This is a genomic window from Aeromonas sp. FDAARGOS 1408, assembly GCF_019048665.1.
Classification (GTDB): Bacteria; Pseudomonadota; Gammaproteobacteria; order Enterobacterales; family Aeromonadaceae; genus Aeromonas; species Aeromonas dhakensis.
Window position 1 is genome coordinate 306,723 of sequence record NZ_CP077394.1, and the last position, 15,652, is coordinate 322,374.

Consider the following 15,652-nt stretch of genomic DNA (forward strand, 5'->3'; position numbering starts at 1 on the left):
GGAAAGTCAGGTTGGTGTCAGGCTGCTGTCGTGTCGCATGCCACCCTCCTGATCCTATGCTGGCCCCGTCAATCAACCACAAGGAGTTCGAGATGATCGTCAGGAAGTTGAGATTGCAGCGGGGCTGGTCACAGGAGCAGTTGGCCGCCTTTACCGGCCTGAGCGTTCGCACCATTCAGCGGATCGAGCAGGGTCAGCAGCCCGGACTGGAATCCCTCAAGGCCCTGGCCGCCGTCTTTGAGCTCGAGGTGGCGCAACTTGACGGTACAAGCCAACAGGAGCATGAGATGAGAGGGAGTGACACGATGGAACGGGATCAGATCCGGGTATCGGTAGAGGAGCGGGCCGCCATGCGTTATGTGGAGGGGCTCAAGGGCTTCTATTACCACATCGCCAGCTACCTGCTGGTAATATGCGGGCTGTTTGTCATCAACTATCTGAGCAACCCGGGCTATATCTGGGCCTGGTGGCCGGCACTGGGCTGGGGGCTGGGATTGATCTCCCATGCCATCAACCTGTTCCAGCCCTTCAAACTGTTCGGCCCCGAGTGGGAGCGACAGCAGATCGAGAAACGACTGGGACGCAAGCTCTAGGGTGAGCAGTGCACCATAAAAAACGGGCCCGGCAATACCGGGCCTGTTTTGTTTTATTGTCTGCAGCCTACTTGGCGTTGGCGGGACAGTGAGTGACGATCAGGGCATCATCTTCATGGCACCACAGGGTTGCTCAGGTTCAGCCGCTTATCGTCACTTGGCGTAGGTAGGGCAGGGGGTCGCGATCAGGGCATCATCTTCATAGCGCCACAGGGTGAGGCTCTGATTGTCCAGACGCTCGCTCCCTCACCATTACTTGGCGTAGGTGGGGCAGGGGGTCGCGATCAGGGCATCATCTTCATAGCGCCACAGAGTGAGGTTGTTGCCCCAGACGCAGCCGGTGTCGAGCGCCTTGATATCCTGCTTGCCGGTGTTGCCCATCAGGGCCGCCCAGTGGCCGAACACCAGAATGGGGTCGTCCACATGGTGTTCGCGCTGCTCGAACCAGGGACGCAGGCCCGGGGTCGACTCGGTGGGGCCCTTCTTGCATTTGAAGTCGAGCCGGCCGTCGAAATAGCAGAAGCGCATTCGGGTGAAGGTGTTGATGATGTAGCGGTAGCGCTCGATCCCGACCAGATCGTCCTGCCAGCCATCGGGCTGATCGCCATACATGTTGTGCAGCAGCCACTGGTACTGATCACCGCGCAGCAGGCTTTCCACCTCACGGGCACAGTTGCGGGCGGTGCGGGCGTCCCACGCCGGGGAGATGCCGGCATGCACCATCATGATGGGCAGGTCGGGGTGCTCCGCCAGCAGCGGGCGGTGGCGCAGCCACTCCAGCAGTTCGTCCCGATCCGGGGCGTCCATCAGCTCCTGCAGCCTGTCTTTCTTCTTGAGCGGGGCTACCCCGTCGGCGACCGCCAGCAGGTGCAGATCGTGGTTGCCGAGCACGGTGACGGCACGGTTGCCCAGCCCTTTGACGAAGCGCAGGGTGTTGAGAGAGTCCGGGCCGCGGGCGACCAGATCGCCGCACAGCCAGAGTACGTCGTTAGCGGGATCGAACTCGGCCAGATCCAGCAGACGGCGCAAGTCGTCGTAACAGCCCTGGATATCGCCAACAAAACAGTTCGCCATGAAACCTCAGTTGATAATGTGGGGGACGGCCAGCGTAAAGGGTGCGATAGGCACCTCGAATTGCTGCCCCGACTCGTCTTGCAGGGTATAACTCCCTTCCATCACGCCGAGCGGGGTGGCCAGCGGCACGCCGCTCTGATAGCGGAAGGTCTCGCCGGGGGCGATGACCGGCTGCTCGCCGACCACGCCGGGGCCTTCGACTTCTAGCATCTTGCCATTGGCATCTGTGATGAGCCAGCGTCGGCGCAGCAGTTGCGCCGGGCCGGGCCCCAGGTTCTCGATCTCGATGAGATAGTGGAACTGGTAAGGGTCTTTGCTGTCCGCCACATACGAGGGGTATGGGCGGACCAGGATGTGCGGGGTTGCCACGGGATCAGGCCTTTGGCTGATCCGCCAGCCAGTTGGCGATCATGACGAACTGCTCGAGGGAGAGGTTCTCCGGGCGCAGGTTGCCATCGATACCAAGCTCGGTCAGCTGGGCGTCCGTGATGAAGTTGGAGAAGCTGTTGCGAATGGTCTTGCGACGCTGGCCGAAGCCCTCGGTGCAGACCCGGTTCAGGCAGCGAATGTCTTTCGCGACTATGGTCGGGTTCTTGTGCGGGATCAGACGGACCACGGCAGAATCCACCTTGGGCGCCGGCTTGAAGGCGCCAGGGCCCACTTCCAGCACAGGCACTACCTGGCAGTAGTACTGGGTCATCACGCTCAGACGGCCATAGGCCTTGCTGCCCGGGCCGGCGGCCAGACGCAGCACCACTTCCTTTTGCAGCATGAAGTGCATGTCTTCTACCCGATCGGCGAACTCGCACAGGTGGAAGATGAGCGGGGTGGAGATGTTGTAGGGCAGGTTGCCGAAAATGCGCAGCGGCCCCTTGCCTTCCCCCATCAGGGTGCTGAAGTCAAAACGCATGGCATCGGCTTCGATGACGGTGAGCTTGTCCTTCAGGGTCGGGTGCTCGCGCAGGCGCGCCGCCAGATCCCGGTCCAGCTCGACCACGGTCATCTTGTCCATCTGGGCGGCGACCGGCTCGGTCAGCGCGGCCAGACCCGGGCCTATCTCCACCAGGTTCTGACCCGGCTGCGGATTGATGGCGGCCACGATCTGGTCGATCACGTAGCGATCGTGCAAGAAGTTCTGACCGAAACGCTTACGGGCCGTGTGGCCCATGTGCACCTTACTGCTCATATCTTTTTTTCTCTACCATCTTGATGGCGTGGTTGATCGCGGTGATCAGGCTGCCGGAGTCGGCCAGGCCCTTGCCTGCCAGATCCAGTGCGGTGCCGTGATCCACCGAAGTGCGGATGAAAGGGAGTCCAAGGGTGATATTGACCGAACTGCCGAAGCCCTTGTATTTGAGCACGGGCAGCCCCTGGTCGTGGTACATGGCGAGTACCGCATCCGCATCCTTGAGGTATTTCTCCTGGAACAGGGTATCGGCCGGCAGCGGGCCGACCAGATCGATCCCCTCCTGGCGCAGGCCGGCCAGGGCGGGTTCGATCACGTCAATCTCTTCACGGCCGAGGTGGCCGCCTTCCCCGGCGTGGGGGTTGAGGCCGCAGACGTAAATGCGGGGCTTGGCGATGCCAAACTTGGCTTTGAGATCCGCATCCAGGATGCGGATCACCTTGCCGAGGCGATCCTCGGTGATGGCCATCGCCACATAGGCCAGCGGAATGTGGGTGGTCGCCAGCGCGACCCGCAGCCCTTCGGTCGCCAGCAGCATCACCACGTCGGCGGTGTTGGATTGCTGGGCGAAGAACTCGGTGTGACCGCTGAATGACACGCCAGCCTGGTTGATGATCCCCTTGTGCACCGGCCCGGTCACCACGGCGGCAAATTCGCCGCTCATGTTGCCGTCGCAGGCGCGCTGCAGGGTGGCCAGCACGTAGGCGCCATTGCATTCGTCCAGCTTGCCCGGTATCACGGCGGCGCCGAGGGGAACCGGACAGACGGTCAGGGTGCCCGCCCGCTGCGGTTGTGCCGGCTGACCGGCATCATAGGGCAGCAGCTCGACGGGCAGCCCCAGCAGGGCGGCCCGTTCGCGCAGCAGCGCCGGATCGGCGATCACCACCAGCTGGTGCGGCCAATCCTGCTGGGCAATCTGCAGCACCAGATCCGGGCCGATCCCGGCCGGTTCACCCGGGGTAATGGCGAGGCGACGACAGGTCATCAGCTGCCGGCGCCTTCGATCTGGATGTAGGCCTCGTCACGCAGCTCGTCCAGCCAGGCCTGGGACTCTTCGGTGAAGCGACGGTTGTAGATCAGCTGATAGGCGCGCTGCTCCTGGGCCTTGGTGGTGGCATCCTGGCTGCGGCGCTCTTCCAGCTGGACGATGTGCCAGCCGTGGGTCGTGCGGAAGGGTTCGCTGATCTGGCCTGGTTGCAGGCGGTTGACCATGTCGCGGAATTCGGGCACGTAGACGTTGGGATCGGACCAGCCCAGTTCGCCACCCTGCACCGCGGAGCCCGGATCCTCGGAGTACTTCTCCGCCAGGCTGGCGAAGCTCGCCTTGCCGCTCTTGATGTCGTGCAGGATGCCGTCCAGCATCCCCTTGGCTTTCTCTTCGCTCAGGATGATGGAGGGCTTGATCAGGATGTGGCGGGCGCGCACTTCGGTCTGCACCACCTGCTGCTGGCCCTTGCTGTCGAACACCTTGATGATGTGCAGACCGGCACCGGAGCGCAGCGGGCCGACGATGTCGCCCTTCTTGGCACCCTGCACCGCTTCGGCCATCAGGGTCGGCATCTCTTGCGGGCTCATCCAGCCCCAGTCACCCCCTTCCAGCGCCTTGGGTCCGCTGCTCTCGGCAATGGCCATCTTGCGGAAGTCGGCGCCCTGCTTGAGGGCGGCCAGGATGCGTTCAATCTTGCTCTTGGCGGCGTTGAGCTGCTCGGCGCTCGGGTTGTCCGGCAGGGCAACCTGGATGTGGCCGACATGGTACTGCTGTTGCTGCTGACCCTGCTTGGCCAGGATATCCACCACCTGCTTCACCTCCTGCTCGGAGATGTTGATGCGGCGGCGCACCTGGTTGCGGCGCACCTCGTTCATCAGGATCTCGCGGCGCACCTCTTCCCGATACTGGGCATAGGTCAGCCCCTCGCGATCCAGCTGGGCACGCAGCTGATCCAGGGTCATCTTGTTGTCGGCGGCGATGCTCTGGATCGCTTGCTCCAGCTGGGTATCGCTGATCTTGAGGCCCTGGCGCTCGGCCAGCTGCAATTGCAGGCTCTCCTGGATCAGGCGGTCCAGCGCCTGTTTGCGCAGGGTGGCGTCATCGGGCAGGGACTGGCCGTTTTCCTGGGCGGAGATCTTGACCTTCTGGACCAGGGCCTCCTGCTGGCTGGCCAGCACCACGTCCTTGTTGACCACGGCAAGCACCTTGTCCATCAGCTCGGGGGCGGCGAAGGCACCCTGGCTCATGGCTCCGAACAGGCCTGCAGTCAGCAGGGAAATCAACGTCTTCTTCATATCCATCTCTCAAGGCGTTTGCCAGACCGCTTATTGGTCTCGCAGGTTAAACGGACGAATGTAAGGCAGTGCTTCGGTGTCAAGGGAGGTGCCCTTGGTGCCGGTACCCACGCTACCCAATCCTTTCATTTCAAACTGAATGCCCAGGCTGCGCTCCGAGGTCGGACGCAGGGTCACGTTGTCCGGAGTGTTGACCCACTCCAGGTTGAAGTTGATGCTCCAGCAGCAGGAGTCGTACTTCAGGCCCACCTTGCGATCAGACTTCACGCTCTGGTTGAGCTCCTGGTAGTAACCCCCGTACAGGTGCCACTGATCGTTGAGCGGCGTGGTCAACAGCAGGCCGATCTGGTTGAGGTCGGTGACCTGTCCCCGGTTTTCGAGATCGTAGTTGGCGTCGCGCACGAAACGGTGGTTCAACTGGCTGATCAGCTTCTCGTGGCGATACTCAAGGGCGCTGTTGGCGGAGCTGAGCCGGCTCTGGTCCATATCATATTGCGCGCCGGCATGGGCAAACCACTGCTCGTTGATCTTGGCATCCCCCTCGAAGGAGAGCGGGGAGCGGGTGTTGGTGGTCAGGGTTTCGCTGGGGTAGAGCTTGACCCTGGGCGCAACGAAATCGAAAGCTTGGGCAACGGCCAGCCGAATTCGTTCATCGCCGATCTCATCATATACCCGGCTGGTGAGGCCGATGGAGATCCTGTTGGAGTCGCTGATGCGATCCAGGCCGGCGTAGCGGCGGTCGCTGAACAGGCTGTAGTAGTCCTGGCGCATGGTGGTGGAGTCATAGACGCCTATGTTGTCCTGATCCTTGTAGGGCACATAGAGGTACTGGAACTCCGGCTCCAGGGTCTGGTTGGCATCCCCGCCGAACCAGTTCTGGTTGCGTTCGAAGGTCATGCCGCCCTTGAGGCGGAACGAGGGCAGGGTGCGGGTGATGATCCCTTCGTCCAGGGTGACTCCGTTGGCCCCTGCAGGGGTGAAGCGGCTGACGAAGGTCTGGCTCATGTTGTCCGGCACTTCCTGATCGTAACGGGTGTACATCAGCTTGTACTGGCTGTCGAGGTAGTAGCCAGCCTCGTTGATCAGCGGCATGGTCAGGGTCGGGGCCGTGTAGACCCGGGTGCCGGTGTAGGCGCCGCCCTGGTTCTGGGCGATGGCCTGGGCATTGTTGTAGCCGAACTTGGTGATCTCGGTGTTCCAGGCGAGATCGTACCAGCTGCCCTGCTGGTAGTAGTTGTGGTCGATGCGCGGCATCAGCTCGTGGGGCTGCTGGGCGCTGGCCAGCAGGATCTGGTAGGTGCGCACCTCGGTGTTGATGTTCCAGTTGGGCTGGAAGTAACCGGCCATCAGGGATTGCTGCAACTGGTTCTCGACCTGGGTACCCACCTTGGGGGAGAAGTCGTTGAAGTAGTTGTAATCCCGATCCCGCACCTTGGTGTAGTCGAGCGACACCCGCATGGCGTTGTCGGCAAACAGCGAGGTGTGATTGGCGTTGAGCAGGTAACGGTGACCGTCTGACATGGCCTGATTGAGGCTCGGGGTCTCGTCGTACTGCTTGTCGTTGGCCAGGTTCTCGAAATAGAGGCTGCCGACGTGAGCCGGATCCGGCATGTAGCGGAACTGCACCTGCTCCATCAGGCCCCGTCTGTCCATGAAACGGGAGGTGATGGTGGCATCGTAGTTGGGGGCTATGTTCCAGTAGAACGGTTGGGTGATGTCCATGCCGTTCTTGGAGCTCTGGGTGTAACCCGGGTAGAGCAGGCCCGTCTTGCGCTCATCCTTGATGGGGAAGTTGATGTACGGGAAGTAGAACACCGGATAGTCGTAGAGCCAGAGGCTGGCGTTCCAGGCTTCCCCGAACACCTCGGTCTGATCGATGTCGATGCTGCCCGCCTTCAGGGTCCAGACCTCCTGGCCCGGTGGGCAGGTGGTGTACTGGGCCCCTTCCAGGGTGATGTTCTGGTTGTTGTTGGTCATGGTGACCCGGTCGGCGGAGCCGCGCACCGGCGAGCCATGCACCTGATACTTGCCCTCTTCCAGCTCGGAATTCTTGGTATCCAGGTTGGATTTCAGGGTCTTGTCGCTGGTGACCGTGATCTGGCCGTCGTTGTAGTAGATGTTGCCGATGGCGATGACGTCCCGGCTCTTCTGATCGAGCTCGGCGTAGTCGGAATCGAACTTGCGCACGCCCTGGCGCACCTTGACGTCGCCCTGATAGACGGCGGTGCCACCCTGCTTGGCTTCGAGGCGATCGGCATCCACCTCCACGGGCTGGGCATTGGCGTCGGTGCCGGGCGCCAGTTTTTCAATCTTGGGGACATAGTCATAGCAGAGCCCGTCCAGGATCCCGGTGGCGGGAGGCGGCGTCAGCGGCGCTGCCTGCACGATGGCAGGGGTCAGGGCAGGAACAAGGCTGATGGTCAGGGCGATGGGATAGGAGTATCCCAGTGTCCGTTTTGTCATGTGAAAGACTCGCGCAATCCGTGGTAGCTACGGCTGATTCAAGACATGCATTTTACGACAGGATTCATCGAGTTGACATTGCATGTCATTGCTTTATGTTAGCCGGCAATGATAAAGCATTATTGCGGCCAGGGCTAACAGCCAAGTGCTGCTTTCCAATTTGGTCCCCGACTTATGCACGATCGCGATTCCCTCTTGCTGCACTGGGCGCGCCGGATTTCCGGTGATGCCAGCCTTCAGTTGACTCTCATTTCCGGTGACGCCAGTTTTCGCCGCTACCACCGTGGCGGTGGCCTGATCTGGGTGGATGCCAACCCTAAAACCGAAAAGAATCATGAGTTTGTCCGCAATGCTTCGGCCCTGCACGCCGGCGGCCTGCTGGCCCCCGAGGTGCGGGCGGTGGACTATGAGCAGGGGCTGCTGGCGGTGACGGATCTGGGGGATACCCAGCTTATCGGCTGCCTGAACGCAGACAATGTGCAGGCCTGGTACAGCAAGGCCATAGCGCTGCTGCCCCGTCTCGGCGCGGTTGAGCTGGACCTTGAGCCTTTTGATTCCGCCTTTATGGCGCGGGAGAACAGCATCTTCCCCGAGTGGCTGCTGGGTCACCATCTGCAACTGACCCTGAGCGATGAAGAGCAGCAACTGCTGGCCGAGACCTTCGCCTGCCTCACCGAGAACAACCTGGCCCAGCCGCAGGGGGTGATGCACCGTGATTTTCACAGCCGCAACCTGATGGTGTGCGGTGGCGAGACGCCGGATGAGAGCGAGCTGGCGGTCATCGACTTCCAGGACATGGTCATCGGGCCGCTCAGCTATGACCTGGTCTCGCTGCTGAAAGACTGCTACGTGCGCTGGCCAGACGCGGTGATCGAGCAGGGCATGCGGCTCGGCTTCGACACTTTGCAGCAGGCCAATCTGCTGGGCGGGCTCGATTACGCCGCGTTTCGTCGCGCCGCCGACCTCACCGGCATGCAGCGCCACCTCAAGGCAGCGGGCATCTTCACCCGGCTCTACCACCGCGACGGCAAGTCCGGCTACCTCAAGGATATTCCCCGCACCCTGGGCTACGTGGTGGATGTCTGCCGCAGCCATGGCGCCGCCTATCCGGTGCTGGCCCGCTTCGGCCAGTGGCTGGAGCAGGTGGTGCTGCCCGGGCTGGCCCGCAGCGGAGTGGCGTCATGAAGGCGATGATTCTGGCCGCCGGGCGCGGCGAGCGGATGCGCCCGCTCACCGACAGCCTGCCCAAGCCGCTGCTGGCGGTGGGGGGCAAGCCGCTCATCGTGCACCATATCGACAAACTCAAGGCGGCCGGCGTGACCGACCTGGTCATCAATCACGCCTGGCTTGGTCACAAGCTGGTGGAAGCGCTCGGCGATGGCAGTGCGCTCGGGGTCTCCATCCACTGGTCGGCCGAGGAGAGCGCGCTGGAGACTGCCGGCGGCATCGTACAGGCGCTGCCGCTGCTGGGCAGCGATCCTTTTCTGGTGATCAACGGCGATACCTGGCTCGACCTGGACTATCGCACCCTGGTGAGCCAGCCCCTTGGCGACCAGCTGGCCCACCTCTGGCTGGTGCCCAACCCGCCGCAGCATCCGGCGGGGGATTTTGCGCTGCAGGCGGGCAAGGTGGTTGATACCCCGGCGCTGACTTTCAGCGGCGTCGGGCTCTATGATCCCGCCGCCTTTGCCGGATTGGCGGCGGGGGCACGCAAGCTGGCGCCCCTGCTGCGGGAGTGGATGACGAAAGGTCGGGTGGGCGGCAGCCTGCTGGCCGGCGAGTGGCGCGACATAGGGACGGCCCAGCGGCTGCACGAGCTGGACGATCAGTTGCAAGGACGCACTCATTAATTTCACGAGGTCTTGAACCATGCGTATTTGGGGTAAGGTGCTTGGCGCCTTCTTCGGTTTTCTGCTCGGCAACATCTTTGGTGCCCTGCTTGGCCTCTGGATCGGCCATCGCTTCGATCGGGGCATGGGCTTGAATTTTCGCCGCGCCCCCACCCAGCAGCAACAGGCGGTCTTCTTCCACGCCACCTTCGCCGTCATGGGCCACATCGCCAAGGCGAGCGGCCAGGTGACCGAGCAGGAGGTCCGGGTCGCCTCTAACCTGATGGACCGGATGCGGCTGGCAGGGGAGCAGCGGGCTCGCGCTCAGGAGTCGTTCCGCCAGGGCAAGGAGGCGGACTTCCCGCTGCGGGAGACCCTGGCCGAGTTTCGCCAGGCCAGCCAGGGCCAGCGCGATATCCTGCGCTTCTTCCTCGAGGTACAGCTGCAGGCCGCCTTCGCCGATGGCAAGGTCGAGGCCAGCGAGCGTGCCATCCTGCATACCATCGCCGACGAGCTGGGTTTCAGCCGCATCGAGCTGGCCCGCATCCTGGCGATGGCCGAGGCGCAGATGAACTTCTTCAACCGGGCCCACGGTGGCCAGTATCAGGATGGCGGGCAGGGTGGTCAGCAGTATCGGCAGGAGGCGCCCTCCCGTGACAGGCTCAAGGATGCCTATCAGCTGCTGGGGGTGAGCGAGAGCGACAGCGATCAGGAGATCAAGCGCGCCTACCGCAAGGAGATGAGCAAGCATCACCCGGACAAGCTGGCCGCCAAGGGCTTGCCGCCCGAAATGATGGAGATGGCCAAGGAGAAGACCCAGGAGATCCAGCAGGCCTGGGAGTGGATCCGCGAGGCGCGCGGCATTCGCTGAGCGCCCCTTCATCAGCCATAAAAAATGCCCGTCGCTGACGGGCATTTTTGTTTGCGCAGTATTTGTGCGTCGCGGCTTAGTGGCTGTCGACCCAGACAAACTTGAGCACGAACAGCAGGGCCACCACCAGCACGCAGGGGTTGATCTCGCGCCAGCGGCCGGTGCCCGCCTTCATCACGCAGTAGGAGATGAAGCCCACGGCGATCCCCTCGGTGATGGAGAAGCTGAACGGCATCATGACGGCGGTCATGAAGGCCGGCACCGCTTCGGTCAGGTCTTCCCACTTCACCCGGGTCAGCTCGGAGCACATCAGCACACCCACATAGATGAGGGCCCCCGCCGCCGCATAGGCCGGCACCATGGCGGCAACCGGGGAGAAGAAGATCGCCAGCAGGAACAGCAGGCCGACCACGATGGCGGTCAGACCGGTACGGCCGCCGACGGCGACGCCGGAGCTGCTCTCGATGAAGGCGGTGACCGAGGAGGTGCCCATGAAGGCGCCGCCGACGGAGCTGGCGCTATCCACCAGCAGGGCCTGCTTCATGCGCGGGAAGTGACCCTTGTCATCGGCCAGCTTGGCGCGGTTGGTGACGCCGATCAGGGTGCCGGAGGAGTCGAACAGGTTGACCAGCATAAAGGAGAAGATGATTCCGGCCAGGCTGATGTCGAGCGACCCCATCAGATCCAGCTGGCCGAACACCGGCTCAATGCTGGGGGGCATGGAGACGAAGCCCTTGAAGGTGACGTCGCCAAACAGCCAGCCCAGGGTGGTGGTCACTACGATGGCGATCAGCACGGCGGAGTGGACGCCGCGGGCCGAGAAGATGCAGATCAGGAAGAAGCCGAGCAGCCCCAGCAGGCAGGGCAGGGAGGTGAGGTTGCCCACCGTCACCATGGTCGCGGGGCTGGCCACCACTATGCCGGCGTTGTGCAGGCCGAGCAGGGCGATCAAGAGGCCGATGCCGGCGGTGATGCCGACCCGCAGGGTGAGCGGAATATTGGCGATGAGCCAGTAGCGCACCCGCAGCAGGGTGAGGATCAGCAGGCCCATGGCGCCCCAGAAGATGGTGCCCATGCCCACTTGCCAGGAGTAGCCCATGCCGGCCACCACCACGAAGGCGAAGAAGGCGTTGAGGCCCATGGCCGGTGCCAGCGCAATGGGCAGGTTGGCGAGCAGGCCCATCAGGATGCTGCCGATGCCGGCGATGAGGCAGGTGGTAACGAACACGGCCTGGGTGTCCATGCCGGCCGCAGAGAGGATCTGCGGGTTGACGAAGACGATGTAGACCATGGTCAGGAAGGTGGTGATGCCGGCGATCACTTCGGTGCGGGCGTTGGTGCCATGGCCCTTCAGGGCAAACAGACGCTCAAGCAATCCTTGCCCGGCGGCCTGTGCGGGGGCCTGGTGTGGTTGATTCATGTTGGATTCCAATAGGTGACGTGAAATAAGCAGCAGGAGAGGGGCATCCTCCATGGAGGAGTGACGCCCGCTTTCTGGTGGTTAAACAACCAGACTCGTCCTGATACCGTGACAGCGCGCACATTTTTACACAGGCGGCGCCGTTTACAAACCCCGGATCTGCGAGGCGGATCAATGAATAGAGCAAAAATTCAAACGTTTTCCAGGCCGAAAATAAAAAAGGTTCTCGCTGGAGAACCTTTTGAGGGGCAGGGGTCGGGTCAGAGGGTCTTGAAGTAACGCTCCACCAGCTGGGCCAGCACGGAGTCGAGCTTGTCCTGCACCTCTCCCAGTTCCCGCCCCATGCGGCGCAGGAAGAGGCTGGCCTGCTCCTCGCTCAGCTTGCGGCCGTCGATGAAGAACTCCTGCTCCGGCAATTGCTTGTCATAGCGGGGCAGCAGGGTCCAGTTCACCAGCTCCGGCTCCACGGCGGCGAAGATCCTGGCGGCGGCGGCACAGAAGGTCTCGATGTGCGCCTTGCCGTCCGGCCCGAGGCAGCCCGGTTCAACCCGGATCTGGATGGTCAGTTTCTTCTCTGTGGTGGGCTGGGTCGTCATCTTGCTACATCCATGCATAAAAGGTATCCGTCTTGGATTGTAAGCCATCGGGCACAAGAAAGGGGAGCCTGGGCTCCCCTTGTCGCATTTGCCGGTTTACTTGGCGATGCGCTTGTACTTGGCTCTGTGCGGCTGGACCGCCTCGGCGCCGTAGGTCTTCTTCTTCCACTCTTCGTATTCGGTGAAGTTGCCTTCGAAGAATTCGATCTTGCCCTCGTCCTGATAGTCCAGGATGTGGGTGGCGATGCGGTCGAGGAACCAGCGGTCGTGGGAGATGACCATGGCGCAGCCCGGAAACTCCAGCAGGGCGTTCTCGAGGGCGCGCAGGGTTTCGATGTCCAGATCGTTGGTCGGTTCATCCAGCAGCAGCACGTTGCCGCCGGTCTGCAGCAGCTTGGCCAGGTGCAGACGGCCGCGTTCACCACCGGAGAGCTCGCCGACCCGCTTCTGCTGATCGGCACCCTTGAAGTTGAAGCGGCCGATGTAGGCGCGGCTCGGGAACTCGTAGTTGCCGATGCGCAGGATGTCCTGGCCGTCGGCGACTTCCTCGAACACCGTCTTCTTGTCGTCCATGCTGTCGCGGAACTGATCGACAGAGGCCAGCACCACGGTCTCACCCAGGGTGATGGCGCCGGAATCCGGCTGCTCCTGACCCGACATCATGCGGAACAGGGTCGATTTACCGGCACCGTTCGGGCCAATGATGCCGACGATGGCCCCCTTCGGAATGGCAAACGACAGATCGTCGATCAGCACCCGGTCACCATAGGATTTGCGCAGGTTGGCCACTTCCACCACCTTGTCGCCGAGGCGCGGTCCGGGCGGAATGAACAGCTCGTTGGTCTCGTTGCGCTTCTGGTAGTCGTTGGTGTTGAGCTCTTCGAAGCGGGCCATACGGGCTTTGGATTTGGCCTGACGGCCTTTCGGGTTCTGGCGAACCCACTCCAGCTCCTTCTCGATGGACTTGCGACGAGCCGCTTCCGTGCTGGCTTCCTGCGCCAGACGGGCATCTTTTTGCTCCAGCCAGGAGGAGTAGTTGCCCTCCCACGGGATACCTTCGCCGCGGTCCAGCTCCAGGATCCAGCCGGCCACGTTGTCGAGGAAGTAGCGGTCGTGGGTGATGGCCACGACGGTGCCCTCGTAGTCGTGCAGGAAGCGCTCCAACCAGGCCACGGACTCGGCGTCCAGGTGGTTGGTCGGTTCGTCCAAGAGCAGCATGTCCGGCTTTTCCAGCAGCAGGCGGCACAGTGCCACGCGGCGGCGCTCACCACCGGAGAGGTGCTTGATCTTGGCATCCCATGCCGGCAGGCGCAGGGCATCGGCCGCACGCTCCAGCTGGTTTTCCATGTTGTGGCCGCCCTGGGCCTGGATGATGGCTTCCAGCTCGCCCTGTTCGCGGGCCAGCTTGTCGAAATCCGCATCCGGGTCGGCGTAGGCCGCATAGACCTCGTCCAGCCGGGCCATGGCGCGTTTCACCTCGCCGACCGCCTCTTCGACCGCTTCGCGTACGGTCTGCTCCGGATCCAGCTTGGGCTCCTGCGGCAGGTAGCCGATCTTGATGCCGGGCTGCGGACGGGCTTCCCCTTCGATCTCGGTATCTAGCCCTGCCATGATGCGCAGCAGGGTCGATTTACCGGCGCCGTTCAGACCCAGCACGCCGATCTTGGCGCCCGGGAAGAAGGAGAGGGAGATGTTCTTGAGAATATGACGCTTGGGCGGCACTACCTTGCCGACCCTGTTCATGGTGTAAATAAATTGAGCCATTGGCTAATTCTCTTTAATTTACAGGTTGTTATCGTGATGCAATAAATTCTTGGGGCCGTATTGGGGCCAAATCAGAAAAGCTGGCCCCAAGTCTGCCCCAAACCCTGTCCGCTTCGTCGCGGTCTTGCTCGGGGATCCATTTGCCATAGACTGTTCGCACCATGGTGCTGTCCTCGTGCCCCAGGTATGACGCAACCCATTCCGGGTTGGCGCCCGCGGTCAGCATCCAGCAAGCAAATGTATGGCGCATATGGTATTGGGTTCGCCGGCGAATGCCAGCCCTCTTTATCAATCTGTCCCATTTGTCGCCCAAGGTGAAAGCCGTGTAGCAAATGCTGAGCCCTGGGGTCTTGCTGGTTACATCGGGACTGAACACGAACGTGACCTTCTCATCTACCTGCCTGCGGTCTCGCAGCGTCTTTTTGATGTAGTGGGTCTGGCGCATCGCTGTCATGGGCCGCAATCGGCGGAGAGCCTCGATGGCCGGGGGCAGGAGCACGATGGTGCGCTCATGGCCAGTCTTCGGTACCTTGAAGTTGCGGGCTTGGGTGATGTTGCGGCGGATCTGCAATTCCCCGCGCTCAAGGTCAACATCCTCCCAGGCCAGCGAGCAGAGCTCACCTGTCCGCATGCCTGTCCAGCAAGCCAGCTGAATCCACATTGCGTCCATGTCGTGCCTTGCCGCCTCTTGCAGGCGCCGGAACTCCTCTTGGTCAAACGGGTCTGGTTTGTCCCGGATCACTTCTACCTTGGTGAGAACCGATGAGAGGTCTTGGTGGGTGTAGCCATTCTGCGTGGCGAAGTTGAACAGCCCGGCCGCCACCATCATGTAGTAGTTGACAGATCTTGGGGCCAGCGGCTTGTTTGTTCTCCCCCGCGGTTCAGTCATCAGGAAGCGGCGCCATTGCTGCAGGTCTTCAGTTCGGAAGGTGTTGACGATTCTGGTGTGGTCAAGGTCTGAAGCCATCATCCCAAGAATGGAGCGATAGCGCCCCCGGGCGTTGTCGCCTATGTCCACATCCTTGATCTTCAGGTAGTGCTCTACCAGGTCGCCCAGAGAGATGTCCCGGCTTGCGGTCGTGCCGGCGAATCGGTGGGCGTTCTTGCTGTCTGGGAAGTGTTTGGCGTAGTCGAAGACACCGATCGCGATTTCATGCAGGATAGCCTCCCGCTTGCGGGAGGCGTGCTTGATGTTGGCTTTGGTGGCCGGCATGTTGAGCGTTTCCCGGCATCGCTTGCCGTGGAATCGGAAGTCGATGCGCAGGCTCTTGCCGTGCAGCTCGACGCCAGGCGTTTCAGCAACGATGTCGATCAGTTCTTGGTTCCGGTCAGCCAATCCTCATATCTCCGCCAGTGATAGACATACTTCCCATCCGGGGCCAACTTGTAGTGGACCCCCTCTATAAGCTGGCCCTTCTTCCGCTTCTCGCTGATGGCCTTCTCAGTGTACCCGAACATCTCCCCCAAAACCCTAGGCAGAACCCAGCTGGGGCGCTCCATCACTATGATCTTCTGGTGCATGTGTCTCTCCTTTACGCCTCACGGCGAGAATGGCGGCCGCGAGCCGCCGGTT

At 62.1% G+C, this 15,652-nt stretch carries 15 protein-coding genes; 4 read left to right on the forward strand and 11 right to left on the reverse strand.

Going from position 1 to position 15,652, the window contains the following annotated elements:
• Positions 1-92 precede the first annotated feature (92 nt).
• Complete coding sequence (locus I6L38_RS01520) at positions 93-593, forward strand: 2TM domain-containing protein (protein WP_017763864.1); 501 nt, start codon at positions 93-95, stop codon at positions 591-593.
• A gap of 252 nt (positions 594-845) precedes the next feature.
• Here the strand turns inward: I6L38_RS01520 and I6L38_RS01525 are convergent, their stop codons facing one another.
• Genes I6L38_RS01525 through lptD form a run of 6 tightly spaced genes read right to left on the reverse strand, consistent with a single transcriptional unit; the run spans position 846 to position 7,599 of the window.
• Positions 846-1,667, reverse strand: coding sequence for a symmetrical bis(5'-nucleosyl)-tetraphosphatase (locus I6L38_RS01525; protein ID WP_017782105.1), 822 nt, complete (start codon positions 1,665-1,667; stop codon positions 846-848).
• A gap of 6 nt (positions 1,668-1,673) precedes the next feature.
• The gene (gene apaG / locus I6L38_RS01530) at positions 1,674-2,036 is read right to left on the reverse strand and encodes a Co2+/Mg2+ efflux protein ApaG (RefSeq protein ID WP_005304166.1); all 363 of its coding nucleotides are present in this window, start codon (positions 2,034-2,036) and stop codon (positions 1,674-1,676) included.
• 4 nt (positions 2,037-2,040) lie between these two features.
• Entirely contained in the window at positions 2,041-2,853 is an 813-nt protein-coding gene (gene rsmA, locus I6L38_RS01535) for a 16S rRNA (adenine(1518)-N(6)/adenine(1519)-N(6))-dimethyltransferase RsmA (RefSeq protein WP_005304162.1), read from the reverse strand.
• Positions 2,843-3,838: a 4-hydroxythreonine-4-phosphate dehydrogenase PdxA gene (gene pdxA, locus I6L38_RS01540; RefSeq protein WP_201881792.1), complete on the reverse strand. Its 996-nt coding sequence runs from the start codon at positions 3,836-3,838 to the stop codon at positions 2,843-2,845. The genes rsmA and pdxA overlap by 11 nt, the downstream gene beginning before the upstream one ends.
• Positions 3,838-5,136 (reverse strand): peptidylprolyl isomerase SurA, encoded by a 1,299-nt coding sequence (surA, locus tag I6L38_RS01545; RefSeq protein ID WP_005304159.1) that lies wholly within the window; start codon positions 5,134-5,136, stop codon positions 3,838-3,840. The genes pdxA and surA overlap by 1 nt, the downstream gene beginning before the upstream one ends.
• A 30-nt stretch (positions 5,137-5,166) precedes the next feature.
• The gene (lptD, locus tag I6L38_RS01550) at positions 5,167-7,599 is read right to left on the reverse strand and encodes an LPS assembly protein LptD (protein WP_201889701.1); all 2,433 of its coding nucleotides are present in this window, start codon (positions 7,597-7,599) and stop codon (positions 5,167-5,169) included.
• Between the two features lie 174 nt (positions 7,600-7,773).
• Here lptD and I6L38_RS01555 point away from each other — a divergent pair, with 174 nt between their 5' ends.
• Genes I6L38_RS01555 through djlA form a run of 3 tightly spaced genes read left to right on the forward strand, consistent with a single transcriptional unit; the run spans position 7,774 to position 10,299 of the window.
• Positions 7,774-8,784: an aminoglycoside phosphotransferase family protein gene (locus tag I6L38_RS01555; RefSeq protein WP_043171010.1), complete on the forward strand. Its 1,011-nt coding sequence runs from the start codon at positions 7,774-7,776 to the stop codon at positions 8,782-8,784.
• On the forward strand, positions 8,781-9,449 hold the full coding sequence (gene murU / locus I6L38_RS01560; protein WP_201889699.1) for an N-acetylmuramate alpha-1-phosphate uridylyltransferase MurU: 669 nt from the start codon (positions 8,781-8,783) through the stop codon (positions 9,447-9,449). The genes I6L38_RS01555 and murU overlap by 4 nt, the downstream gene beginning before the upstream one ends.
• A 19-nt stretch (positions 9,450-9,468) precedes the next feature.
• Positions 9,469-10,299 carry a co-chaperone DjlA gene (gene djlA / locus I6L38_RS01565; protein ID WP_216989036.1) on the forward strand — a complete coding sequence of 277 codons (831 nt, stop codon included), beginning with the start codon at positions 9,469-9,471 and terminating at the stop codon, positions 10,297-10,299.
• 76 nt (positions 10,300-10,375) lie between these two features.
• Here djlA and I6L38_RS01570 read toward each other — a convergent pair whose 3' ends face one another.
• The 5 genes from I6L38_RS01570 to xisR all read right to left on the reverse strand — a co-directional run bounded on the left by I6L38_RS01570 (position 10,376) and on the right by xisR (position 15,600).
• A complete protein-coding gene (locus tag I6L38_RS01570; protein ID WP_005304142.1) occupies positions 10,376-11,719 on the reverse strand; it encodes an NCS2 family permease in 1,344 nt (447 codons plus the stop codon).
• Between the two features lie 260 nt (positions 11,720-11,979).
• A complete protein-coding gene (locus I6L38_RS01575) occupies positions 11,980-12,315 on the reverse strand; it encodes a hypothetical protein (RefSeq protein WP_010634932.1) in 336 nt (111 codons plus the stop codon).
• Between the two features lie 96 nt (positions 12,316-12,411).
• The gene (gene ettA / locus I6L38_RS01580; protein ID WP_005304135.1) at positions 12,412-14,079 is read right to left on the reverse strand and encodes an energy-dependent translational throttle protein EttA; all 1,668 of its coding nucleotides are present in this window, start codon (positions 14,077-14,079) and stop codon (positions 12,412-12,414) included.
• Between the two features lie 28 nt (positions 14,080-14,107).
• On the reverse strand, positions 14,108-15,415 hold the full coding sequence (locus I6L38_RS01585; protein WP_216989037.1) for a DUF3596 domain-containing protein: 1,308 nt from the start codon (positions 15,413-15,415) through the stop codon (positions 14,108-14,110).
• Entirely contained in the window at positions 15,391-15,600 is a 210-nt protein-coding gene (gene xisR / locus I6L38_RS01590; protein ID WP_060388592.1) for an excisionase family protein, read from the reverse strand. The genes I6L38_RS01585 and xisR overlap by 25 nt, the downstream gene beginning before the upstream one ends.
• Positions 15,601-15,652: the final 52 nt, after the last annotated feature.

Bases quoted from the DNA above. Each gene is read 5' to 3' on its own strand.
- I6L38_RS01520 (WP_017763864.1), top strand. From the start codon at position 93: ATGATCGTCAGGAAGTTGAGATTGCAGCGGGGCTGGTCACAGGAGCAG.
- I6L38_RS01525 (WP_017782105.1), bottom strand. From the start codon at position 1,667: ATGGCGAACTGTTTTGTTGGCGATATCCAGGGCTGTTACGACGACTTG.
- rsmA (WP_005304162.1), bottom strand. From the start codon at position 2,853: ATGAGCAGTAAGGTGCACATGGGCCACACGGCCCGTAAGCGTTTCGGT.
- pdxA (WP_201881792.1), bottom strand. From the start codon at position 3,838: ATGACCTGTCGTCGCCTCGCCATTACCCCGGGTGAACCGGCCGGGATC.
- surA (WP_005304159.1), bottom strand. From the start codon at position 5,136: ATGAAGAAGACGTTGATTTCCCTGCTGACTGCAGGCCTGTTCGGAGCC.
- lptD (WP_201889701.1), bottom strand. From the start codon at position 7,599: ATGACAAAACGGACACTGGGATACTCCTATCCCATCGCCCTGACCATC.
- I6L38_RS01555 (WP_043171010.1), top strand. From the start codon at position 7,774: ATGCACGATCGCGATTCCCTCTTGCTGCACTGGGCGCGCCGGATTTCC.
- murU (WP_201889699.1), top strand. From the start codon at position 8,781: ATGAAGGCGATGATTCTGGCCGCCGGGCGCGGCGAGCGGATGCGCCCG.
- djlA (WP_216989036.1), top strand. From the start codon at position 9,469: ATGCGTATTTGGGGTAAGGTGCTTGGCGCCTTCTTCGGTTTTCTGCTC.
- I6L38_RS01570 (WP_005304142.1), bottom strand. From the start codon at position 11,719: ATGAATCAACCACACCAGGCCCCCGCACAGGCCGCCGGGCAAGGATTG.
- I6L38_RS01575 (WP_010634932.1), bottom strand. From the start codon at position 12,315: ATGACGACCCAGCCCACCACAGAGAAGAAACTGACCATCCAGATCCGG.
- ettA (WP_005304135.1), bottom strand. From the start codon at position 14,079: ATGGCTCAATTTATTTACACCATGAACAGGGTCGGCAAGGTAGTGCCG.
- xisR (WP_060388592.1), bottom strand. From the start codon at position 15,600: ATGCACCAGAAGATCATAGTGATGGAGCGCCCCAGCTGGGTTCTGCCT.